Origin of the sequence: Parasphingomonas frigoris (assembly GCF_036663815.1) — a bacterium.
GTDB lineage: Bacteria > Pseudomonadota > Alphaproteobacteria > Sphingomonadales > Sphingomonadaceae > Sphingomonas.
In genome coordinates, this window is the sequence record NZ_JAXOJQ010000014.1 from 21,281 (window position 1) to 38,267 (window position 16,987).

The 16,987-nt window shown below is 62.0% G+C and carries 14 protein-coding genes; 10 read left to right on the forward strand and 4 right to left on the reverse strand.

All coding sequences use genetic code 11. The features are described 5' to 3' along the window. The first annotated feature begins 119 nt into the window (after positions 1–119). Genes U1872_RS21280 through U1872_RS21290 form a run of 3 tightly spaced genes read left to right on the forward strand, consistent with a single transcriptional unit; the run spans position 120 to position 3,722 of the window. A complete protein-coding gene (locus U1872_RS21280) occupies positions 120–1,898 on the forward strand; it encodes a CocE/NonD family hydrolase (RefSeq protein WP_332794891.1) in 1,779 nt (592 codons plus the stop codon). Between the two features lie 28 nt (positions 1,899–1,926). After that, the gene (locus U1872_RS21285) at positions 1,927–3,159 is read left to right on the forward strand and encodes an AMP-binding protein (RefSeq protein WP_332794892.1); all 1,233 of its coding nucleotides are present in this window, start codon (positions 1,927–1,929) and stop codon (positions 3,157–3,159) included. Next, on the forward strand, positions 3,042–3,722 hold the full coding sequence (locus U1872_RS21290) for a hypothetical protein (RefSeq protein ID WP_332794893.1): 681 nt from the start codon (positions 3,042–3,044) through the stop codon (positions 3,720–3,722). Before U1872_RS21285 ends, U1872_RS21290 begins: the two co-directional genes overlap by 118 nt. Before the next feature lie 7 nt (positions 3,723–3,729). Here U1872_RS21290 and U1872_RS21295 read toward each other — a convergent pair whose 3' ends face one another. From U1872_RS21295 to kce, 3 genes are read right to left on the reverse strand one after another with little or no spacing between them, the layout of a single operon-like run. After that, the gene (locus U1872_RS21295; protein ID WP_332794894.1) at positions 3,730–4,968 is read right to left on the reverse strand and encodes a zinc-binding dehydrogenase; all 1,239 of its coding nucleotides are present in this window, start codon (positions 4,966–4,968) and stop codon (positions 3,730–3,732) included. Beyond that, positions 4,904–5,743, reverse strand: coding sequence for a fumarylacetoacetate hydrolase family protein (locus U1872_RS21300; RefSeq protein ID WP_332794895.1), 840 nt, complete (start codon positions 5,741–5,743; stop codon positions 4,904–4,906). The genes U1872_RS21295 and U1872_RS21300 overlap by 65 nt, the downstream gene beginning before the upstream one ends. 41 nt (positions 5,744–5,784) lie before the next feature. Next, positions 5,785–6,714 carry a 3,5-dioxohexanoate:acetyl-CoA acetone transferase gene (gene kce, locus U1872_RS21305; RefSeq protein WP_332794896.1) on the reverse strand — a complete coding sequence of 310 codons (930 nt, stop codon included), beginning with the start codon at positions 6,712–6,714 and terminating at the stop codon, positions 5,785–5,787. Positions 6,715–6,792: 78 nt separating this feature from the next. Between kce and U1872_RS21310 the strand changes: the two genes are divergently transcribed. Genes U1872_RS21310 through U1872_RS21320 form a run of 3 tightly spaced genes read left to right on the forward strand, consistent with a single transcriptional unit; the run spans position 6,793 to position 9,847 of the window. Continuing rightward, entirely contained in the window at positions 6,793–7,446 is a 654-nt protein-coding gene (locus U1872_RS21310) for a TetR/AcrR family transcriptional regulator (RefSeq protein ID WP_332794897.1), read from the forward strand. Beyond that, positions 7,443–8,381, forward strand: coding sequence for a VOC family protein (locus U1872_RS21315; protein ID WP_332794898.1), 939 nt, complete (start codon positions 7,443–7,445; stop codon positions 8,379–8,381). The genes U1872_RS21310 and U1872_RS21315 overlap by 4 nt, the downstream gene beginning before the upstream one ends. Continuing rightward, a complete protein-coding gene (locus U1872_RS21320) occupies positions 8,378–9,847 on the forward strand; it encodes a bifunctional 3-(3-hydroxy-phenyl)propionate/3-hydroxycinnamic acid hydroxylase (protein WP_332794899.1) in 1,470 nt (489 codons plus the stop codon). Before U1872_RS21315 ends, U1872_RS21320 begins: the two co-directional genes overlap by 4 nt. Before the next feature lie 249 nt (positions 9,848–10,096). On the opposite strand, the gene U1872_RS21325 is transcribed toward U1872_RS21320, so the two are convergent. Continuing rightward, entirely contained in the window at positions 10,097–10,921 is an 825-nt protein-coding gene (locus U1872_RS21325; protein WP_332794900.1) for a nuclear transport factor 2 family protein, read from the reverse strand. A gap of 111 nt (positions 10,922–11,032) precedes the next feature. Here U1872_RS21325 and U1872_RS21330 point away from each other — a divergent pair, with 111 nt between their 5' ends. From U1872_RS21330 to U1872_RS21345, 4 genes are all read left to right on the forward strand, one after another. Continuing rightward, a complete protein-coding gene (locus U1872_RS21330) occupies positions 11,033–11,632 on the forward strand; it encodes a TetR/AcrR family transcriptional regulator (RefSeq protein WP_332794901.1) in 600 nt (199 codons plus the stop codon). 93 nt (positions 11,633–11,725) lie between these two features. Then, the gene (locus U1872_RS21335; RefSeq protein WP_332794902.1) at positions 11,726–13,177 is read left to right on the forward strand and encodes an aldehyde dehydrogenase family protein; all 1,452 of its coding nucleotides are present in this window, start codon (positions 11,726–11,728) and stop codon (positions 13,175–13,177) included. Between the two features lie 92 nt (positions 13,178–13,269). Next, complete coding sequence (locus tag U1872_RS21340) at positions 13,270–13,854, forward strand: TetR/AcrR family transcriptional regulator (protein ID WP_332794903.1); 585 nt, start codon at positions 13,270–13,272, stop codon at positions 13,852–13,854. A gap of 197 nt (positions 13,855–14,051) precedes the next feature. Beyond that, positions 14,052–16,298 carry a TonB-dependent receptor gene (locus U1872_RS21345; protein ID WP_332794904.1) on the forward strand — a complete coding sequence of 749 codons (2,247 nt, stop codon included), beginning with the start codon at positions 14,052–14,054 and terminating at the stop codon, positions 16,296–16,298. Positions 16,299–16,987 lie beyond the last annotated feature (689 nt).

The following is a 16,987-nucleotide window of genomic DNA, read 5'->3' on the forward strand; positions in this document are numbered from 1 at the left end:
TAAAACTTCCAGCTATCGATTGGTCTGGCGCTTCGCTGACCCTTACAATGTGCGGTGCGATGAAATAATTTTGACGCATCAAATACGGTGTCGTATGTTTTTCTGAAAAGGAGTCGACCGTGGCGCTGCGGACGCTTTCCACCAAACCGATGCGAATTCCGCCCAAACTGAGCTTGCGCGGTACGCAGCTGACCGGCTGGTCGCCCGATCCGGCGCCATGCCCCGTCGCATCCGGGATCCTGTTCGACGAGGACGTCGAAATCACCCTCGCTGACGGCACGGTCCTGGTCGCAGATCTGTTCCGGCCGGCCGGGCTTGGTCCGGTTCCGGCGCTGATGTCCTGGGCAGGATATATCAAGGACACCGAGCGTCTGGGCGGTGGCCCGTTCATCGACGAAAGCGGCGTTTGCCCCTTTACCATCAAGAGCGGCTACACGGTCATCCGGGTCCAGCCGCGCGGCACCGGTCGATCGCAGGGCACCCCGCCGGACGAGATGTTCAGCGTGCAGGAACGGCAGGATGCGCATGATGTGATCGAATGGATCGCCGCGCAGCCGTGGTGCGATGGCAAGGTTGGGATGACCGGCATGTCGCAATTCGCAATGGCGCAATTGCTGACGGCGTCGACAAAGCCGCCGCACCTGAAGGCGATCTTCCCGTACAAGGGCATGACCGACGTCTATCGCCAAGGCTTTTACAAGGGCGGCGCGCCGTACACCGGGGCGATCGAGCTGTTCACGGCGTTCGAGCGCGCAACGCCTCCGAAAATCCCCTCAGGCGTGCGACATGCGCTGAGTTACCTCCTCAACTTCCACCGTTTTTCGATGGAAACGAGCGACGGTCGCAAGACCGAAAAGACTCTCCGCGGTTTCATGAAGAAAAACCCGCCGGGTAAGGAATCACTCGATGGCTATGTCAGCCGCGTGTTCGATCATGCCTTTGACGATGGCGACTATTGGCGCAGCAAATCGGTCTGTTCGGTCATCGACCAGATCGACGTGCCGGTCTGCATCGCGACCGATTTCGGCGCGCAGGGGTTTCATTTTTTCGGTGCGTTCGAGCTGTGGGACAAGCTGAACACCGACAAATTCCTGTTCATCGGCCCGCCCGAATATCGCTTTCCCTGGGCCAATTATCAGCAGGAGCTGGTCGCGTGGTATGATTGGCAGCTTAAGGGCGTCGACAATGGCTATGCCGCCCTGCCGCGCGTACGATATTGGCTGCGTGGGGGCGAACGGTGGGAAGGCAGCACCGATTGGCCGCTTCCTGAGGCGGTACCGACCAATTTGTACCTGCAGCGCGGAGGTGAGCTGTCAAGCGACGCGCCGGACACCCCAAGCGCGGCCAGCTACCTCGCCTATTCCTCGGAAGCCTATGCCCCGCCCGGCCTCGCCGAACACGAGGCGCCGGTGCTGCGCTATCAAAGCGCGCCCTGCGCCGAACCGCTCAAGATCGTCGGGCCGGTCAAGCTCAGCCTGACCCTGTCGGCTTCGGCGATCGACACCTATGTCGTCGCGCGGCTGAGCGATATCGCGCCCGATGGCGCGCGCACCAAGCTGGCCTGGGGATGGCTGATGGCATCGCACCGCACGATCGATCCGGCGCGCTCGAACCCGACCGAGATCGTGCACGATCATAGCAGCAAGGCCGCCCGCCAACTGACGCCCGGCGAGCCGACGCAGCTGGAATTCAGCCTGACCCCGATCGCCAACCTGTTCGCGACAGGTCACCGGATCGAACTGGAAATTGCGTCGCAGCCCAATCGGCTATTGTCCGAGAGCAACGATGGTTTCGACATGTTCTGCTGGGATCCGTTGCCATACCCGTCGCGCAACCACATCCATCACGGCGGACTGCAGCCATCTTTGCTGACGATGTCCGTCTGCCCAACCGCCTGACGGAACGGTCGACGAAGGGAGACGAGACTTGAAGGACAGCTATACCCGTTTTGCCCGCGTCGCGGTCGTTCCCGAACGTCGCTCCAACGGGGTAATTCTGCTCGACAATGCGATTACGCTGCCCGCGTTCGAAGGCACGCTACTCGACCGGCTGGCGCGCTGGGCGATCGAGCGTCCCGCCGCGGTCTTCCTCAGCGAAGCCCACGGCGATACGCGGCGATCTGTTACTTATGGCGAGGCCGCGCAGACCGTAGATCGGCTAGGTGCTCACTTGCTCGCGCTCCCCGTCTCCACCGACCGTCCGCTCACGCTGATCGGGGCCAACGGCATCGCCCATGCGCTGGTGATGCTCGCCGCCACCCGCGTCGGGCTGCCGGTCGCGATCATTTCCCCGACCCATTGCAGCGCGGTGACGCGCCCGTGGACCAAGCTCCAGCGGATGATCGAACGTCTCGATTCGGGCTTCGTGCTGGCCGACGATACGGCGGGTGCAAGCGATGTGTTCGCCGCATTCGGACGCGGCGATATCCCGGTGCGGCCACTGCGTGACCTGGCCTGGATCGATGAACTGCCGTCGGCGGAGCCGGATGCGGTGGCGCAGGCCGCAGGGGCCGTCACCGGCGATACGGTGGCCAAGCTGCTGTTCACGTCGGGCTCCACCGGTGCACCCAAAGCGGTGATGAATACGCAAGCGATGATGGTCTCCAACATGGCGGGCCTCGCTGCGGTGTGGCCTTTCCTGGGCAATCGACCGCCGGTGCTGGTCGACTGGCTACCTTGGAGCCATACGTTTGGCGGCAATTGCTGCTTCAATGTCGCGCTATATTTCGGTGGCACGCTGCATATCGATGATCGCCGCCCGCTCCCCGGCCATATCGAACGCACGGTTGCAACGCTGCGGCGGCATCGGCCCACGGTCTATTTCAACGTGCCCGCTGGCTATGAAGCGCTGTTGCCGTTCCTGGAGGCGGACCATGATTTCGCCGCCGATTTTTTCGGCGCGCTGGATATCGTGTTCAACGCCGGGGCGGCGCTGCCGGAACGCTTGCGGACGCGCCTCAAAACGCTGGCGCACAGGGTGACGGAAAGCCGCCGCCGATCGTGGGTGGGTGGGGATCGACCGAGACGGCGCCCTTCACGACCGTGCTGTATCATGACACACCCCATGCGGCGAACCTGGGCGCGCCGCTGCCCGGAACGACGGTCAAGCTTGTGCCCTGGGCCGACAGTTTCGAGCTGCGGGTGCGCGGCCCCAATGTGATGCCCGGCTATTGGCGCGACAGCGAAGCGACGGACGCCGTATTCGACGACGAAGGCTTTTACCTGATGGGCGATGCCGGGAAGCTTGCGCAACCGAATGCACCTGAACAAGGCATCGTGTTCGACGATCGCGTGTCCGAAAACTTCAAATTGTCGACCGGCACCTGGGTCAACGTTGGTGCCTTGCGGCTCGCGCTGATCACCGCGCTCGATCCGCTGGTTTCGGATGCAGTGATTGCCGGTGAAGGACGGGACGAGGCGGCTGTCCTGCTGTTCTGCAATCAGGCCGCGTGCATCGCCATGCTGGGCGATCTGACGCCCTCGCAGCTCGAAGCCGCCGTCGCGGAGCGGTTGCAAAGCTATAACGATAGTCAGCTTGGCTCCTCGAGCCGCGTATCGCGATTTGCGATCCCGGCCGAGCCGCCAAGCGCGGCGGATGGTGAGATTACGGACAAAGGGTATTTGAACCAGCGCGCGGTGTTGCGCCGGCGGCACGCGATCGTCGAACGGCTCTATGCCAGCCCGGCAGCGCAAGAATTCGCTGCCGGAGAAAAGGTCGCATAAGAGCCCCTCAGGCGCTGGGATCGATCAGATACTTCTCACCCGTCGTCTTGCGCTGATAGGCGGTCACGATCTCCGGGTTCAGCGCCTCGCGCAGGCTGATCGTCGCGCTGTAACTGCTGGCGAAGGTGGTGGTGAGTTCGCGTGCAACCCGCCCACGCAACCGGCTGAACACATCGCCACCGATCTTCTGCAAGGCGTCGAATACCAGCCAGCCGCCCATGCCCCATGCCATGCCGAAGGTGCGATCCACGATCGTCGGGCCGACATCCAGCCCGCCATAAAGGTACATTTGCTTATGCGTCGAGGAGCCGTAGCGGCTGTAGCTCGCGGCATTACGGTTGGCGGCCTTTTCCATCGCCGCCAGTATCTGCCCGGCGAGACGACCCCCGCCGATCGCATCGAACGCCAGCGTCGCGCCCGTCGCGGCGACAGCATCGGCCAGTTGCGCCTCGAAATTGGGCCCGGCGCTGTCAACGATGTACGTCGCGCCGATCGCGCGCAGAATCGCCGCCTGCTCGTCGCTGCGGACGATGTTCACCAGCGGCACGCCATCGGCCAGGCAGATCTTGTTGAGCATCTGGCCAAGGTTTGAGGCCGCTGCGGTGTGGATGATCGCTTTGTGATCTTCGCTGCGCATCGTCTCGACAAAAGCGAGCGCAGTCAGCGGGTTGACGAACATCGATGCGCCATCGGACACGCTAGCCCCGTCCGGAATGACCATGCAATCCTCGGCACGCAGCTTGCGGAACTGGCTGTACATCGCGCCGCCCAGCATCCCGACCTGCTTGCCAAGCATGTCCGCGACCTTCGCCCCGGCGGCCAACACCGTACCTGCGCCTTCGTTGCCGACCGGCAAGGACTGGTCGAGCCGCCCGCCCAGATTTGCCAACGCCTTGGGCGGAATCGTTGCGGTCAGCGTCGGGCGATCCGCCGTGCCGCCCGCCTGCATAGTCGAGAGATCGGCAGGGCCGAGCAACAGCCCGAGGTCGGAAGGATTGAGCGGCGCGGCCTGGACCCGCACGACCACCTCGTCCGGGCCCGGTGCATCGACGACGACCTCAGCCAGTTCGAGCCGCAACGTGCCGCCGCTTGTCACCAAAGAGCGCAGTTCGAGGCCGGTGAAGGTTTCAGTCATGGTCTGACGTCCAATCGCTAAAAGTATCGCCCGGCCCCGATCCGTATCACAGTTCGGCGACCACGCGGTTCTCGATATAGCCCAGCCCATCGACTTCGACGCGGACGACATCACCGTCCTTGAGGAAGCTGCCCGAGGCGATGCCGACACCTTCAGGCGTGCCGGTGGCGATGATATCGCCGGGTTCCAGCGTCATCACCGTCGAGAGATAAGCGATCTGCTTGCGGATATCGTAGATCATGTCGTTGGTCGAACTGCGCTGACGCTCCTCGCCGTTGACGGAAAGGCTGAGCATCAGCGCGTGGGGATCGGCAACCTCGTCGCTGGTCGTGATCCACGGGCCGATCGGACCATGCGTGTCGAAGCTCTTGCCCAGCGTGTACGTGGGCGAACGGAACTGCCAGTCGCGCGCGGTGACGTCGTTGCACACTATATAGCCCGCGACGACCGATAGTGCATCTTCCTCGGCAACGTCGTGGCAACGCTTGCCGATGACGAACGCAAGCTCGGCTTCGTAATCGAGCTTGTCGGATACTTTGGGCAAATCGATCGGTGCATAAGGTCCGTTGATGCAGCTGACTTGCTTGTTGAACCACAATTGGCTGGTCGGCACCGGCACGCCTGCCGCCGCGGCTTCATCGGCATGTTTCTGATAGTTCATGCCGATCGCCAAAAACTTCTGCGGATCGGTGATCGGCGCTTCGAGCGTGACGTCCGACAGGGCGAACCCTTCGCCATCCGCCGCCTCGACCGCCACGCGATGCGTATCGAGATCGGCGAGCAAGTGGCGCATCGATGTCGCGATCGACGACAGGTCGATGACGCGATCACCGACGACCTTGCCCAGGCGTGTGGTGCCGGAGACGGTAAAGCGACAGAGTTTCATGATGAGTCCTTTCAGGGAGATACGGCAGCGGTGGTCGCTGATTAGAATCGGGTCTGGTCCGGCCCTTTGAGCGCAAGGCGGGCCCGCGCTTCGGCAGGCGTCGCCGGGGTCATGCCCAGTTCGGCCAGGATGCGGACAATCTTGCGCACCTGATCGGCGTTAGAATGCGCGAGCGTCCCCCGGTCGAGGTACAGGCTGTCCTCCAGCCCGACCCGGACATTGCCGCCCAGCAGCGCATTGTGCGTCGCCATCGGCATTTGATGGCGGCCGGCGGCCAGCACGGAAAATTCGAAATCCTTGCCGAACAGGCGCTCCGCCGTACGCACCATATGCAGCAGCTGGTCGAGTTCCGCGCCGATCCCGCCGAGAATGCCAAGGCAGAATTGGATGAACAGCGGCGGCTCGTAGAGCTTCTGGTCGAGCACCCAGGCCAGATTGTAGAGATGCCCGACATCATAACATTCGAATTCGAACCGGCAGCCATGCCCCTTGCCCAGCCGCTCGATGATTTCCTGAATGTCGCCGAACGTGTTGCGGAACACGCCGTGCTTGGTCGCGTTCAGGAACGGCTTTTCCCAATCGTACGTGAAATCCTGCATGCGCGATCCGGCCTGAAACAGGCCGATGTTGATCGTCCCCATGTTGAGCGACGTCATTTCCGGGCTGACCAGTTCGGGCGCGGCGAGCCGCTGGTCCATCGTCATCCCCGGTGCGCCGCCTGTCGTGATGTTCACGACCGCGTCGGTCGCTTGCTTGATGCGCGGCAGGAATTGCAGGAACACGGCCGGGTCCGCAGTCGGCCGCCCATCCTGCGGATCACGCGCGTGCAGATGCAGAATCGCGGCACCCGCCTCAGCCGCCGCAATCGATTCGGCTGCGATCTGGTTGGGCGTGATCGGCAGGTGCGGCGACATGCTCGGGGTGTGCAGCGATCCGGTGATCGCGCAGCTGATGATAACAGACTTTGCCAAACGGCCTCTCCTTTTTTTTCTTGACTAGATCGTACAAAGATGACTGTCTAGTACAAAGAAAAGGAGGAGTTCGAGAGGATGATCGACACGAAATTCGTACCACCGCCGCGCGGCAACCGGCAGCGGCAGCGGACCCGTGGGATGTTGCTGACAGCGGGCGAACACCTGTTTGCGACCCGCTCGGTCGATAGCGTGACGGTCGATCAGATCGTCGATGCTGCGGAGGTTGCGAAGGGTAGTTTCTACAATCACTTCGAGGACAAGGAAGCCTTTGCCGAGGCGGTGTTTCAGCTGGTCCAGGGCGACGTCGAATTTCACATATTTTCGGCCAATCAGGGCATTACCGACCCGGCGACCCGCGCCATGCGCGCCTTGTGCACGGTCATGCGCTATGCCCGTAATCACCCCGAACGCCTGCAAGCGACGCTGAGCCTCGCCGCGCGGCGATCGACGCCGGCAGACCCGCTCAACGCGGGCCTTGTCGCGGACATCACGCAGGGCCTGGAACGCGGGCAGTTCCGCGACATCGACGTCGACATGGGCGTGGTCGTGTTCCTCGGTCTGAGCCGCGCCGGGATTGCCCAGGCGATGGCGCCCGACATCGCCCGCCCGCCTGCCGAAATCACCGAAGCCGTGGGTGCAGCGCTGCTGCGCGCGCTCGGCATGGACAGCGCCGATGCCGCTACGCTCGCGCGCCAAACCGTACAAGACCTGTTGGGAGATCTCTCGTGAGCATCGTGACTGCCTATGACGTCGCCTATGTCCGCTTCGGCGTGCCCGATCTCGCACCGATGCACCGTTTCCTGACCGACTTCGGCCTGATCGAGGCCGCATCCGACGATCGCCGGTTGTTCATGCGCGGCTATGAAGGGACGCCCTTCGCGCACGTTACCGAACTTGCTGAAGCGCCTGCTTTTTTGGGGTTCGGCATCTGGTTGCGCGATGACGCCGACCTCCACCGCCTCGCCGCGCATGACAATGCCACCGTCGAGCCGCTGGAAGGCCCCGGCGGCGGGTCGGTAGTGCGGCTGGTCGATCCAGATGGCTTCGTCGTCGAAGCGGTCGCCGGACAGGCGGCCGCCGAGGCACTCGCCCGGCCGCAGCATCAATCCTGGAATCAGGGCGGCACCTATCCCCGCCAGAGCGCAGCCCGCACCGTCGCCAAAGGGCATTCGCACGTCCGCCGCCTCGGCCATGTCGTGCTCGGCGTGTCCAGCTTCCGGGCGTCCGAGGCTTGGTATAAGGAACGCTTCGGCTTCATCACCTCGGACGAGATACAGCCTGCGCCGGGCGTTGCCATCGGAGCATTCATGCGCGCCGATCGCGGCGACGAGCCGTGCGACCACCACACGCTGTTCCTGCTCGAACGCGGCGGGCCGCCGGGCTTCATGCACGCGGCCTATGAGGTTGCCGATCTAGACGATCTGATGGCCGGGCACGACCATTTGCTCGCGGGAGGCTATGACCACCAATGGGGTGTCGGGCGTCACCATCTCGGCAGCCAGGTGTTTGATTACTGGCGCGACCCTTATGGCAATGAGATCGAGCATTGGACCGATGGCGACCAGTTCGCCACCCGCGACGGTGGCGGGATCGCCTCGATCGAAGCGCTGATGGGGGTGCAATGGGGCATGCCCATGCCGCCCTTGCCGGGAGCACCGGCATGAGCGGGTTCGACTGCGATCTGCTCGTCATCGGAATGGGGCCGGTGGGCGATACGCTGGCGGCGCTGGGTCGGCTTCACGGCCTGTCGGTGATCGCGATCGATCGTTCGCCAGAGCCGCATCCCCTGCCCCGCGCGGCGATCGTCGATCATGAGATCATGCGCATCATGCAGATGATCGGCGTGGCCGACCGTGTGTCGCAAGGCATGCGTACCCCGAGCAATTACCAGTTCCTGACCGCAGAGCGTGAAATCCTGCTCGATTTCAAGATCGCCACGCGCGGGCCGTTCGGGTGGGCCGAATCCTATGCCTTCCACCAACCTTCGTTTGAAGCGACGATACGGAAGCGGATGGTTGAGATGGGCGTAGACGTGCGCAACGGCGTTGCGTTCACCGCGCTGGAGCAGTCCGAGGACGGCGTCGTCGTCACGGTCGAACAGGATAGCCGCGTCGAAAAGATCCGCGCGCGCTACGCCGTCGGATGCGACGGTGCGGGCAGCCCGGTGCGACAGGCATTGGGCATCGCCTTGACCGATTTCGATTTCGACGAGCCCTGGCTGGTGCTTGATGTGTTGCTTGACGACGAACACGCTTTGCCCGTCGTCGCGCAGCAAATCTGCGATCCCAAACGTCCGACCACGCATCTGGCGATGAACGACGGGCGCTATCGCTGGGAATTCATGATCAAGCCGGGCGAAGATACGGCTGCCGTGCTGGAAGATGCGTTCATCTACGATTTGCTCGCCCCATGGGGCTGCGCCGATCACATCCGTGTCGAACGCAAGGCGGTCTATCATTTCCACGGGTTGATCGCGCAGGAATGGCGGCGCGGTCGGGTGCTGATCGCAGGCGACGCGGCGCATCAGATGCCGCCCTTTGCCGGGCAGGGCATGTGTTCGGGCATTCGCGACGCGGTGAATCTGGCATGGAAGATCGCCGCCGTCGTGCGCGGAGCGCCGGACGCCATCCTCGACAGCTATCAGGAAGAGCGCGCGCCGCATGCGCAGGCGATTCTGGAGACCGCGATCGCGATGGGTCGCGTGGTGTGCCTGCTCGATGAAGAGCAGGCGGCGGGGCGCAACGCCGGAATGCTGGCGCGCAAGGCCGCTGGGGAACAGGATGTCTCGATCGCCTATCCCGACTTGCACGGCGGCTTGTTCACCAAAACGCCGGGCGCCGGGGGATTGCTGCCCCAGCCGATCATCGATGAGCAGTGGCTCGACACGCTGCTTGGCCATGACGGCGCGCTGATCGGGCGCTATCTTCCCCGTCATCACGGATCGATCCGGCTGCTGGACGTGGACGGCCCAGAACTGGCACCTTTCGCCGGCGACGTCGGCGCCTGGCTGGAGCAATGGAATTGCGATGCGGTGCTCGTCCGTCCCGACCGGCACATTTTCGGAACGGGAGATGCGGCGGAGTTGCTCGATCGGTGGGATGAGCTGCTCGGCGCCAAAGTTGCGGCATAACATACGCCTGTCGCCATTCGCGCGCGAAGTCGTCCTGATACGCAAGAATACCCGATCACCGGGAGCGGCGGCGGCATCAAGCACACATGATGCAAACGCCTCAGCCCCGGCTGAGCGCCGGCAGGGCATCGACATCACGTAGACCTTTGGTTCACGGTCGGGCGTTACGAGCCGCCCGACGGGATTTAAGACAATCCGCCGGGCGTTGTCGCCCGGCGGATGCTGTCCAACGATTTACACTTGGCCTTATTAAAGGGCAGGATTGTCGTGGAATGCGCTTTTGGGGGCTGGTGCGGTAAGGTTCCAGTGGTCGACAATTTTGCCGTCGATCACGCGCCACATATCCCACAAGGCATGGGGCACGCCGCCAACTTCACCCTGCGCAAAGGTCACCGCGAATTCACCCTCGGCGACGACACGCCTCAAAGCAGTATAGTTGATTGCACCGGTAAACCACTGTGCTTGCAGGAATCTCTGGCGCAGGCCAGCGATACCGTCGTGCGAACCCGGGGCATATTGCGCGGCGTCGGGTGCGACATAGAGGTCCAGTGCGTCAAACTGGTCCATCACGAACACGCGGCTGACCAATGCGGTCACCACCGCACGCGTTGCCTCGGTCTGTTCCGGGTGCATGATCTCCTTCGGCCCGTCAAAGACGGTGCGGCCGGCGGGGTTCGGACCGTGGCTTTCCTGGAAACCGTCCCAATGTTCGACGATTTTTCCAGCTTCGAGCCGGTACACATCGAAAAAAGCTAGGTCGAACGGCATCAAGCCCGAGACCTTTAGCTGGAAGAACACGATATCGCGATCCGCATAGCACCGGACGATTTCCGTGGTCGCGAGCGGGACGTTTGCAGCCTTGAATATCTTCAACTCGGGCACACCGTTGCGGAGCGCGGCATTGTGCTGGAGGTAATAATCGCCCCAGTAGCGATCCAGCGCACTCATGTCTTTTTCAACCAGCAGTTCGCGCTGGGCCTTATAGCCGATCGCCTTGTTGCGCGCAGTGTCTGTGGCGAGCGGCGGCGCAGTAGGGTCTTCGCTTGCGATCGGGCGGGTTGCAGTATCTAGCATGAGGTCTCTCCTATTCGAAGAATGGGGGGCGATCCTGCCCGGTTTCCAACTCCGGGGTCAGGATGATATCAATGTATGAGACGGTCTGTCTCACTTCAAGAGGGCAAAAAGATGGCTGCGGATCGCGAGGCGAAACGGGTGTCCGGCACAGATCCCCGGGCTGTGCGCAGCCGTGACGCCATTCTGGCGGCGGCTGTGCGCCTCTTGGAGTCAGCCGGCGCGCATGAGATCAATCATACACTCGTGGCGGCGGAAGCGGGCGTTGGACGGGCAACCGTGTATCGCCATTGGCCGGAGCCTTGGGAACTCCTGCTGGAGGCGATGGAAATCGTCATTCCGGCGATCGATTTTGGCGACGGGCCGATTCGTGAACGCTTGCTGCGCGAACTTGGCCGACGGATCGCCTGGTTCAACTCCTCGATCGCCAGCGCCGCACTGGCCGCGATCATCGAACGCGCTGATCATGAACCCCGCCTTCGTCTGATGCGAGATCGCTCCCTGGGTCGAGCGAACGCGATGCTGCGCGATGAGATCGCGCAGGCGGCGCGCAACGGTGAATTGCGGCCTGAGACACCAGCCGACGTTCTTGCAAAAGCGTTGGTCGGCACCTTGTTGTTCGAGCGGCGGCTGCTTGGTCAAAATCTGACCGAAGAGGGGGTCGCGAGGGTCGTCGATGCGCTTCTGACAGGGTGGCTAATCGAGGATCGCTGACCTTCGGGCGAGGACCAATTGACTCCTCAAAATTTGTGAGACAATATGTCCCACAAATGACCCGCACAGCACCGGGTGAGAGGATGAAAGTCTATGGCGACGTCACCGGTTTTTGCGCGAACCGATCATTCCATCGATACGCTAACCCGCCTCTTCGACGCGCAAAAGGCCGCCTTTCGGTCCGAAGCGGCGCCGACGCTTGCGGAGCGTGGTGACCACATCCGCGCGCTGGTCGCGGCCGTGATGCGCAACCGCCGACGGATAAAGGACGCGCTACACGCCGATTTCGTCTGGCATCCCGAAGCGATTGCCGATCTGATCGAAATCCTCGGCGTCGCAGGCCGCGCGGAGTATATCCTCGCTGAATTGCCACGCTGGATGGCGGACGACGTGCGGCCCATCGATCCGCAAATGTGGGGCTCTGCCCGGGCGGCGGTTCGCTATCAGCCAAAGGGTGTGATCGGGAACATGGTACCGTGGAACTTCCCGTTCGATATCGCTTTCGGGCCACTCATCGAGATGCTGGCAGCAGGCAATCGCGTGATCCTGAAGCCGTCCGATCTTGGCCCGGCGAGTGCGGAAGCGATCGCGGAGATCGTTACCGAGGCGTTCGAGGAGACGCGGGTCGCCGTGGTGACGGGCGGTATGGAACTGGCGGAGGTATTCTCCGCGCTCGCATGGGATCATCTCATGTTCACAGGCAGCCCGGCCGTGGGACGCAAGGTGATGGCTGCTGCGGCGACAAATCTCACGCCGGTCACGCTGGAACTGGGCGGCAAATGCCCGGCGATTCTGTCGCACGACGCGGTCGATGCCAGGACGGTCGGCAACGTCGTCGGGATGAAGTTGCTGAAGAGCGGTCAGGTCTGCGTTGCGCCCGACCACGTTTTCGTGCCGCGCGACCGGGTCGAAGATTTCGTGAGGCTGGTTCACCGGCATGTCGAAGCCGGGCTGTCGCAGCACACCGCCGGCAATGATGCGACGGGTATCATTACGCCACGCCATTTCGACCGGCTAACGGAACTGGTCGAGAAAGCGCGCGCGGCGGGGAGCGTCGTCGTCCAGCCAGAAGTCGGGGCGATCGGCGATCGTGGCCGACGTCAGTTTCCGCTTACACTTATCGTCGATCCCGACCCCGACCTCGGGGTGATGACAGAAGAGATTTTCGGTCCGATCTTGCCAATCGTTCCTTACGACACGGTAGAAAGCGTGATCGACAAGGTAAACGCGGGCGAACGCCCCCTTGCGCTGTATGTCTATGCGCAGGACCCGGTGTTCAGCGACATGGTGCTTGCCCGCACTACGAGCGGCGGCGCTTGCGTCAATCTCGCGCTGCTTCACGGCGCGATTGCGCCCTTGCCGTTCGGGGGCATCGGCAACAGCGGCATGGGCCGCCATCATGGGATTGAAGGCTTCCGCGAATTCTCCAATCCGCGCGGCGTCTTCGTGCGTGGTGAAGGTGGAGCGATTGATGCGTTCAACCCGCCTTACCGCACGCTCGAAGCCATCGTCGACGGGGCCTTCGCCAACGCGGTCGATCAATGACGAAAAGACATAAGGAGAGGATGATGCCCGCGGTCGACACGGCGCCCCCCGGCCGCATGGCACGGCGAAGGCAGGTAACGCGCGACTCGTTGATGGCCGCCGGGCAGCAATTGTTCGCCGTCCGTCCAATCGACAGCGTTTCGATCGATCAGATCGTCGATATCGCGGATGTAGCGAAGGGCAGTTTCTACAACCACTTCAGCGACAAGGATGCGCTCGCCCAAGCGATCGTCGAGATGGTCGGCGGCGATTGCGAGTTCCACATTCAGTCGGCGAACTATGGCATCGACGATCCCGCGCTTCGCGTCGCCCGAGCGATCGGCGTCATGATCCGCTATGCGCTCAACCATCCCGAGCGCATCCAATCGGTCATCAACCTGTCGGAACGCAAGACGGATGCGTCCTCGCCCCTCAACCGTGGACTTCGGTTCGATCTTGTGGACGGGCTGTCAAAGAGGCGCTTCCAGGACATCGATCTCGAAACCGGCGCGCTTCTGGTCCTCGGCATGATCACCGTAACGCTGCGCCACCGTGTCGAATCCGGCACCCCCACGACCGCGCCTGAAGCTGCTGCACGGGTGGCAGCGACGGTGCTGCGCGGTCTTGGGCTCGCGCTCGACGAAGCGCGATCCTTGGGAGAAGCCGCCGCGACGCTGATCGAAACAGGAGCACGATAACGGGCCAGACTGGCATTGCTCGGCCGTCAACGCCCGGCACCCATCAGGCAAGAGAAACACCATAAACCGAACACACCTACGTCACGCTGCAATTCACTGACCAACTGGTCAATACTGACTAAAATGACTGAATAATCAGACTGTCGCGAACGGGCGAATGACCAGGATGCGATCCAAACAGAGAGGAGAGAGATATCATGTTTTTCTATCGCATCGTGTTATCCGCCAGCGCCACGGGCCTGGGAATTGTTCTGGCCCCAGTGGCGGCGTCGGCACAGGTCGCCACCCCGCCAGCTCCAGCGGAAAAGCCGTCAACCGCTCCGAATGAGCCAGATGCGACGCAGGGCATCGGTGATATCATCGTCACCGCATCGCGCCGGTCTGATACCGTACAAAAAAGTGCGCTCGCGATCACGGCGCTCAGTGGCGACCTGCTGGCCCGCCAAGGCGTCAGCCAACCGGAAGAACTCAACAAGCTGGCGACCGGGCTGACGATCTCGAAGAACGGCGCATCGACACAGGTATTCCTGCGCGGCGTCGGGTCGTTCGCCGTGTCGTCCTACGCGGATTCGGCGGTCGCCTTCAGCGTCGATGGCGTTTTCTACGGTTTTCCTACGGCGGTTGCCGGCTCGTTTTATGACTTGCAGCGGATTGAGGTGCTGAAGGGGCCGCAGGGCACTCTCTATGGCCGCAACGCGACCGCCGGTGCCATCAATCTCATCCCCAATCATCCGACATTCGACACGAACGGCACGATGAGCGTCGATGTCGGCAATTACGGCCTGTTCAAGGTCGATGGTGCGATCAACATCGCGCTTTCCGATACGCTGGCGGTGCGCGCATCGGGATATCGCACGCGGCGCGGCGGCTATTTCTCCGACGGGTATGGCAACGATGTGAGCGAAGCCGGTCGCCTGCAGGCGTTGTTTCGCCCGACCGATCGCCTGTCCGTCCTGCTGGCCGGCGAGTATAGTTATGTCGGGGGCAAGGGCACGCCGTTCGTTCCCGTCCCCGCGCTCGGAAGCGATCCGTGGGAAGGGCCGTCGACCGCCACGTCAAACAGCTACATACAGGCCGTGCGCAACGCGGGTCTGCCGATTCCGCTGGCTAAGGACGATGGTTTTATCCGCGTCAAAGCCTATAACGCCCGAGCTGAGGTCAACTGGAATCTCGGCTTCGCCAATTTGACGGTGCTCCCTTCCTATCAGAAGATTGACAGCTCGTCGCTCAGCTATCCGGGCTTCAGCTTCACGACAGACGATTCCGGCGATCAACACAGTCTCGAGGCACGGTTGTCATCCGTCGGATCCGGCCCGCTGAAATGGATCGTCGGCGCATATGATTTCCGCTCCAACATTTCGTCATTGATCATTGCGGATCAAGGACTGGTCGGGTCGACGCCGCAGTTCCAGCAGAAGGTTCATGCCAAGGCGGTGTTTGGCGAAACGACCTACAGCGTCACCAAGTCTCTTCGGCTTACCGGTGGGCTTCGGTACAGCGACGAGGCGCGTAGCCAGCGTGGCACGGTAACCGGGAAGACACTGACGCCCTTCGGCCAGATTTACTCGGCGGCGAGCGCCAATGGCGATCTGTCCAAGGGCAATCTGACCTACAAGGCGGGGATCGAATTCGATGCCGGAAGCCGATCGCTCATGTACGCATCGATCGCCAGTGGCTTTAAGGCCGGTGGCTTCCAGGCGGACAGCGCACCCAATACGTTCAAACCGGAAAAACTCTACGCCTATACCCTTGGCAGCAAGAACCGCTTTTTCGGCAACAAGCTGCAGGCCAATGTCGAGCTGTTCTACTGGGATTATCGCGATCACCAGGAAATCTATCTGTCACCGGCCAATAGCGGCGGCTTTGTCGTCGCCCCGCACAATGTCGGGGATGCCTATGTCTGGGGTGGCAATCTCGACCTGCAATGGCGCCCGACGAAAGCGGATCAGTTCACGGCACAGGTCGAGTTCCTGCAATCGAAATACAAAAACTTTAAATATGATATTCTGACGGCGGTCGCGCCGGTGCCGGGGCTGAGCACGGGTTGTGCCGTCGCCGTCGTGTCGCCCGGCACATCGCGCGTCGATTGCAGCGGCAAGCCGTTCGCCCGCGCGCCGAAGATCGCAGCGACGGTAAGCTACGGACACACGTTTGACCTCGGCAATGACGCACGCCTGATCGTCGAAATGCGGAGCCGGATCTCGTCCGCTTATTATACGTCCGTCGATTACATCGCCGCGAGCCGTCAGGGTCCCTTCACTCGCAGCGATGCCAGTCTGACGCTTGAACTGGAGCCAAAGCTGTCCGTGACCGCCTATATCCGCAATATCGAGAAGAGCGCTGTTCACGAAGGCGGCTTCCAGGCACCGTTTACTCCTGGGGTCGTCTATTCGGCGCTGGCAGCACCGCGCACCTTCGGCGTCCGGATCGCCAAGGCCTTCTGACCTGTCCTTTGGGAAATCGTCTTACGCTACGAAAGGAGCAACCGGCAGGTGTGGGTACTATCCCGCGTTGTACTCCGACGGCGGAGAATTGCTCCGTTGTCGACGCCGCCATGTCGGCGCGCGGCGAAGGCGAATTGCGGTTCGAACTGATGTTCGCCGCGATTTCCTCAGCGTGCGGAGACGGCGGGTCGCCAAGGTCGATAAATTGTCGATAATGGTCGGCGACGTTACACGGCGTTTCGGGCTAGGATAGCGCGCCGCAGCGGTTCGGCGCGCATCCAGAAATAGGCCATCCTACTTGCCGGCTCGCATTTTGATCGGCTCGGGTGGCGCAGTTAATGCCTCGTTCCTGTGGGCAGCCCCTTTACGATAAATCCGCAAGCATCCGCCAAGACTTTACAGAATATAAAGCGAGCCCTTATTGGATATATAGGGTTTCAAAATTGCACGAAGTCGATTTTCGTCTAAAAGGCATTTCGTGATCAATCAATATTATCGTGCAGTCTTTCACAAGGTTAGCCCCGAACACGAAAATAAAACCGCAATTCGCCGTCAAACACCGCTTTCTCTAGTAGGCCGTGAACCCATAAATATGATTCCCAGGATCGGGATTTTCTGATTCATGCTCGGCATGAGCCGATATGATCTGACGGACTTTGAGTGGCGTGTGATCGAGCCGCGGTTGCCCA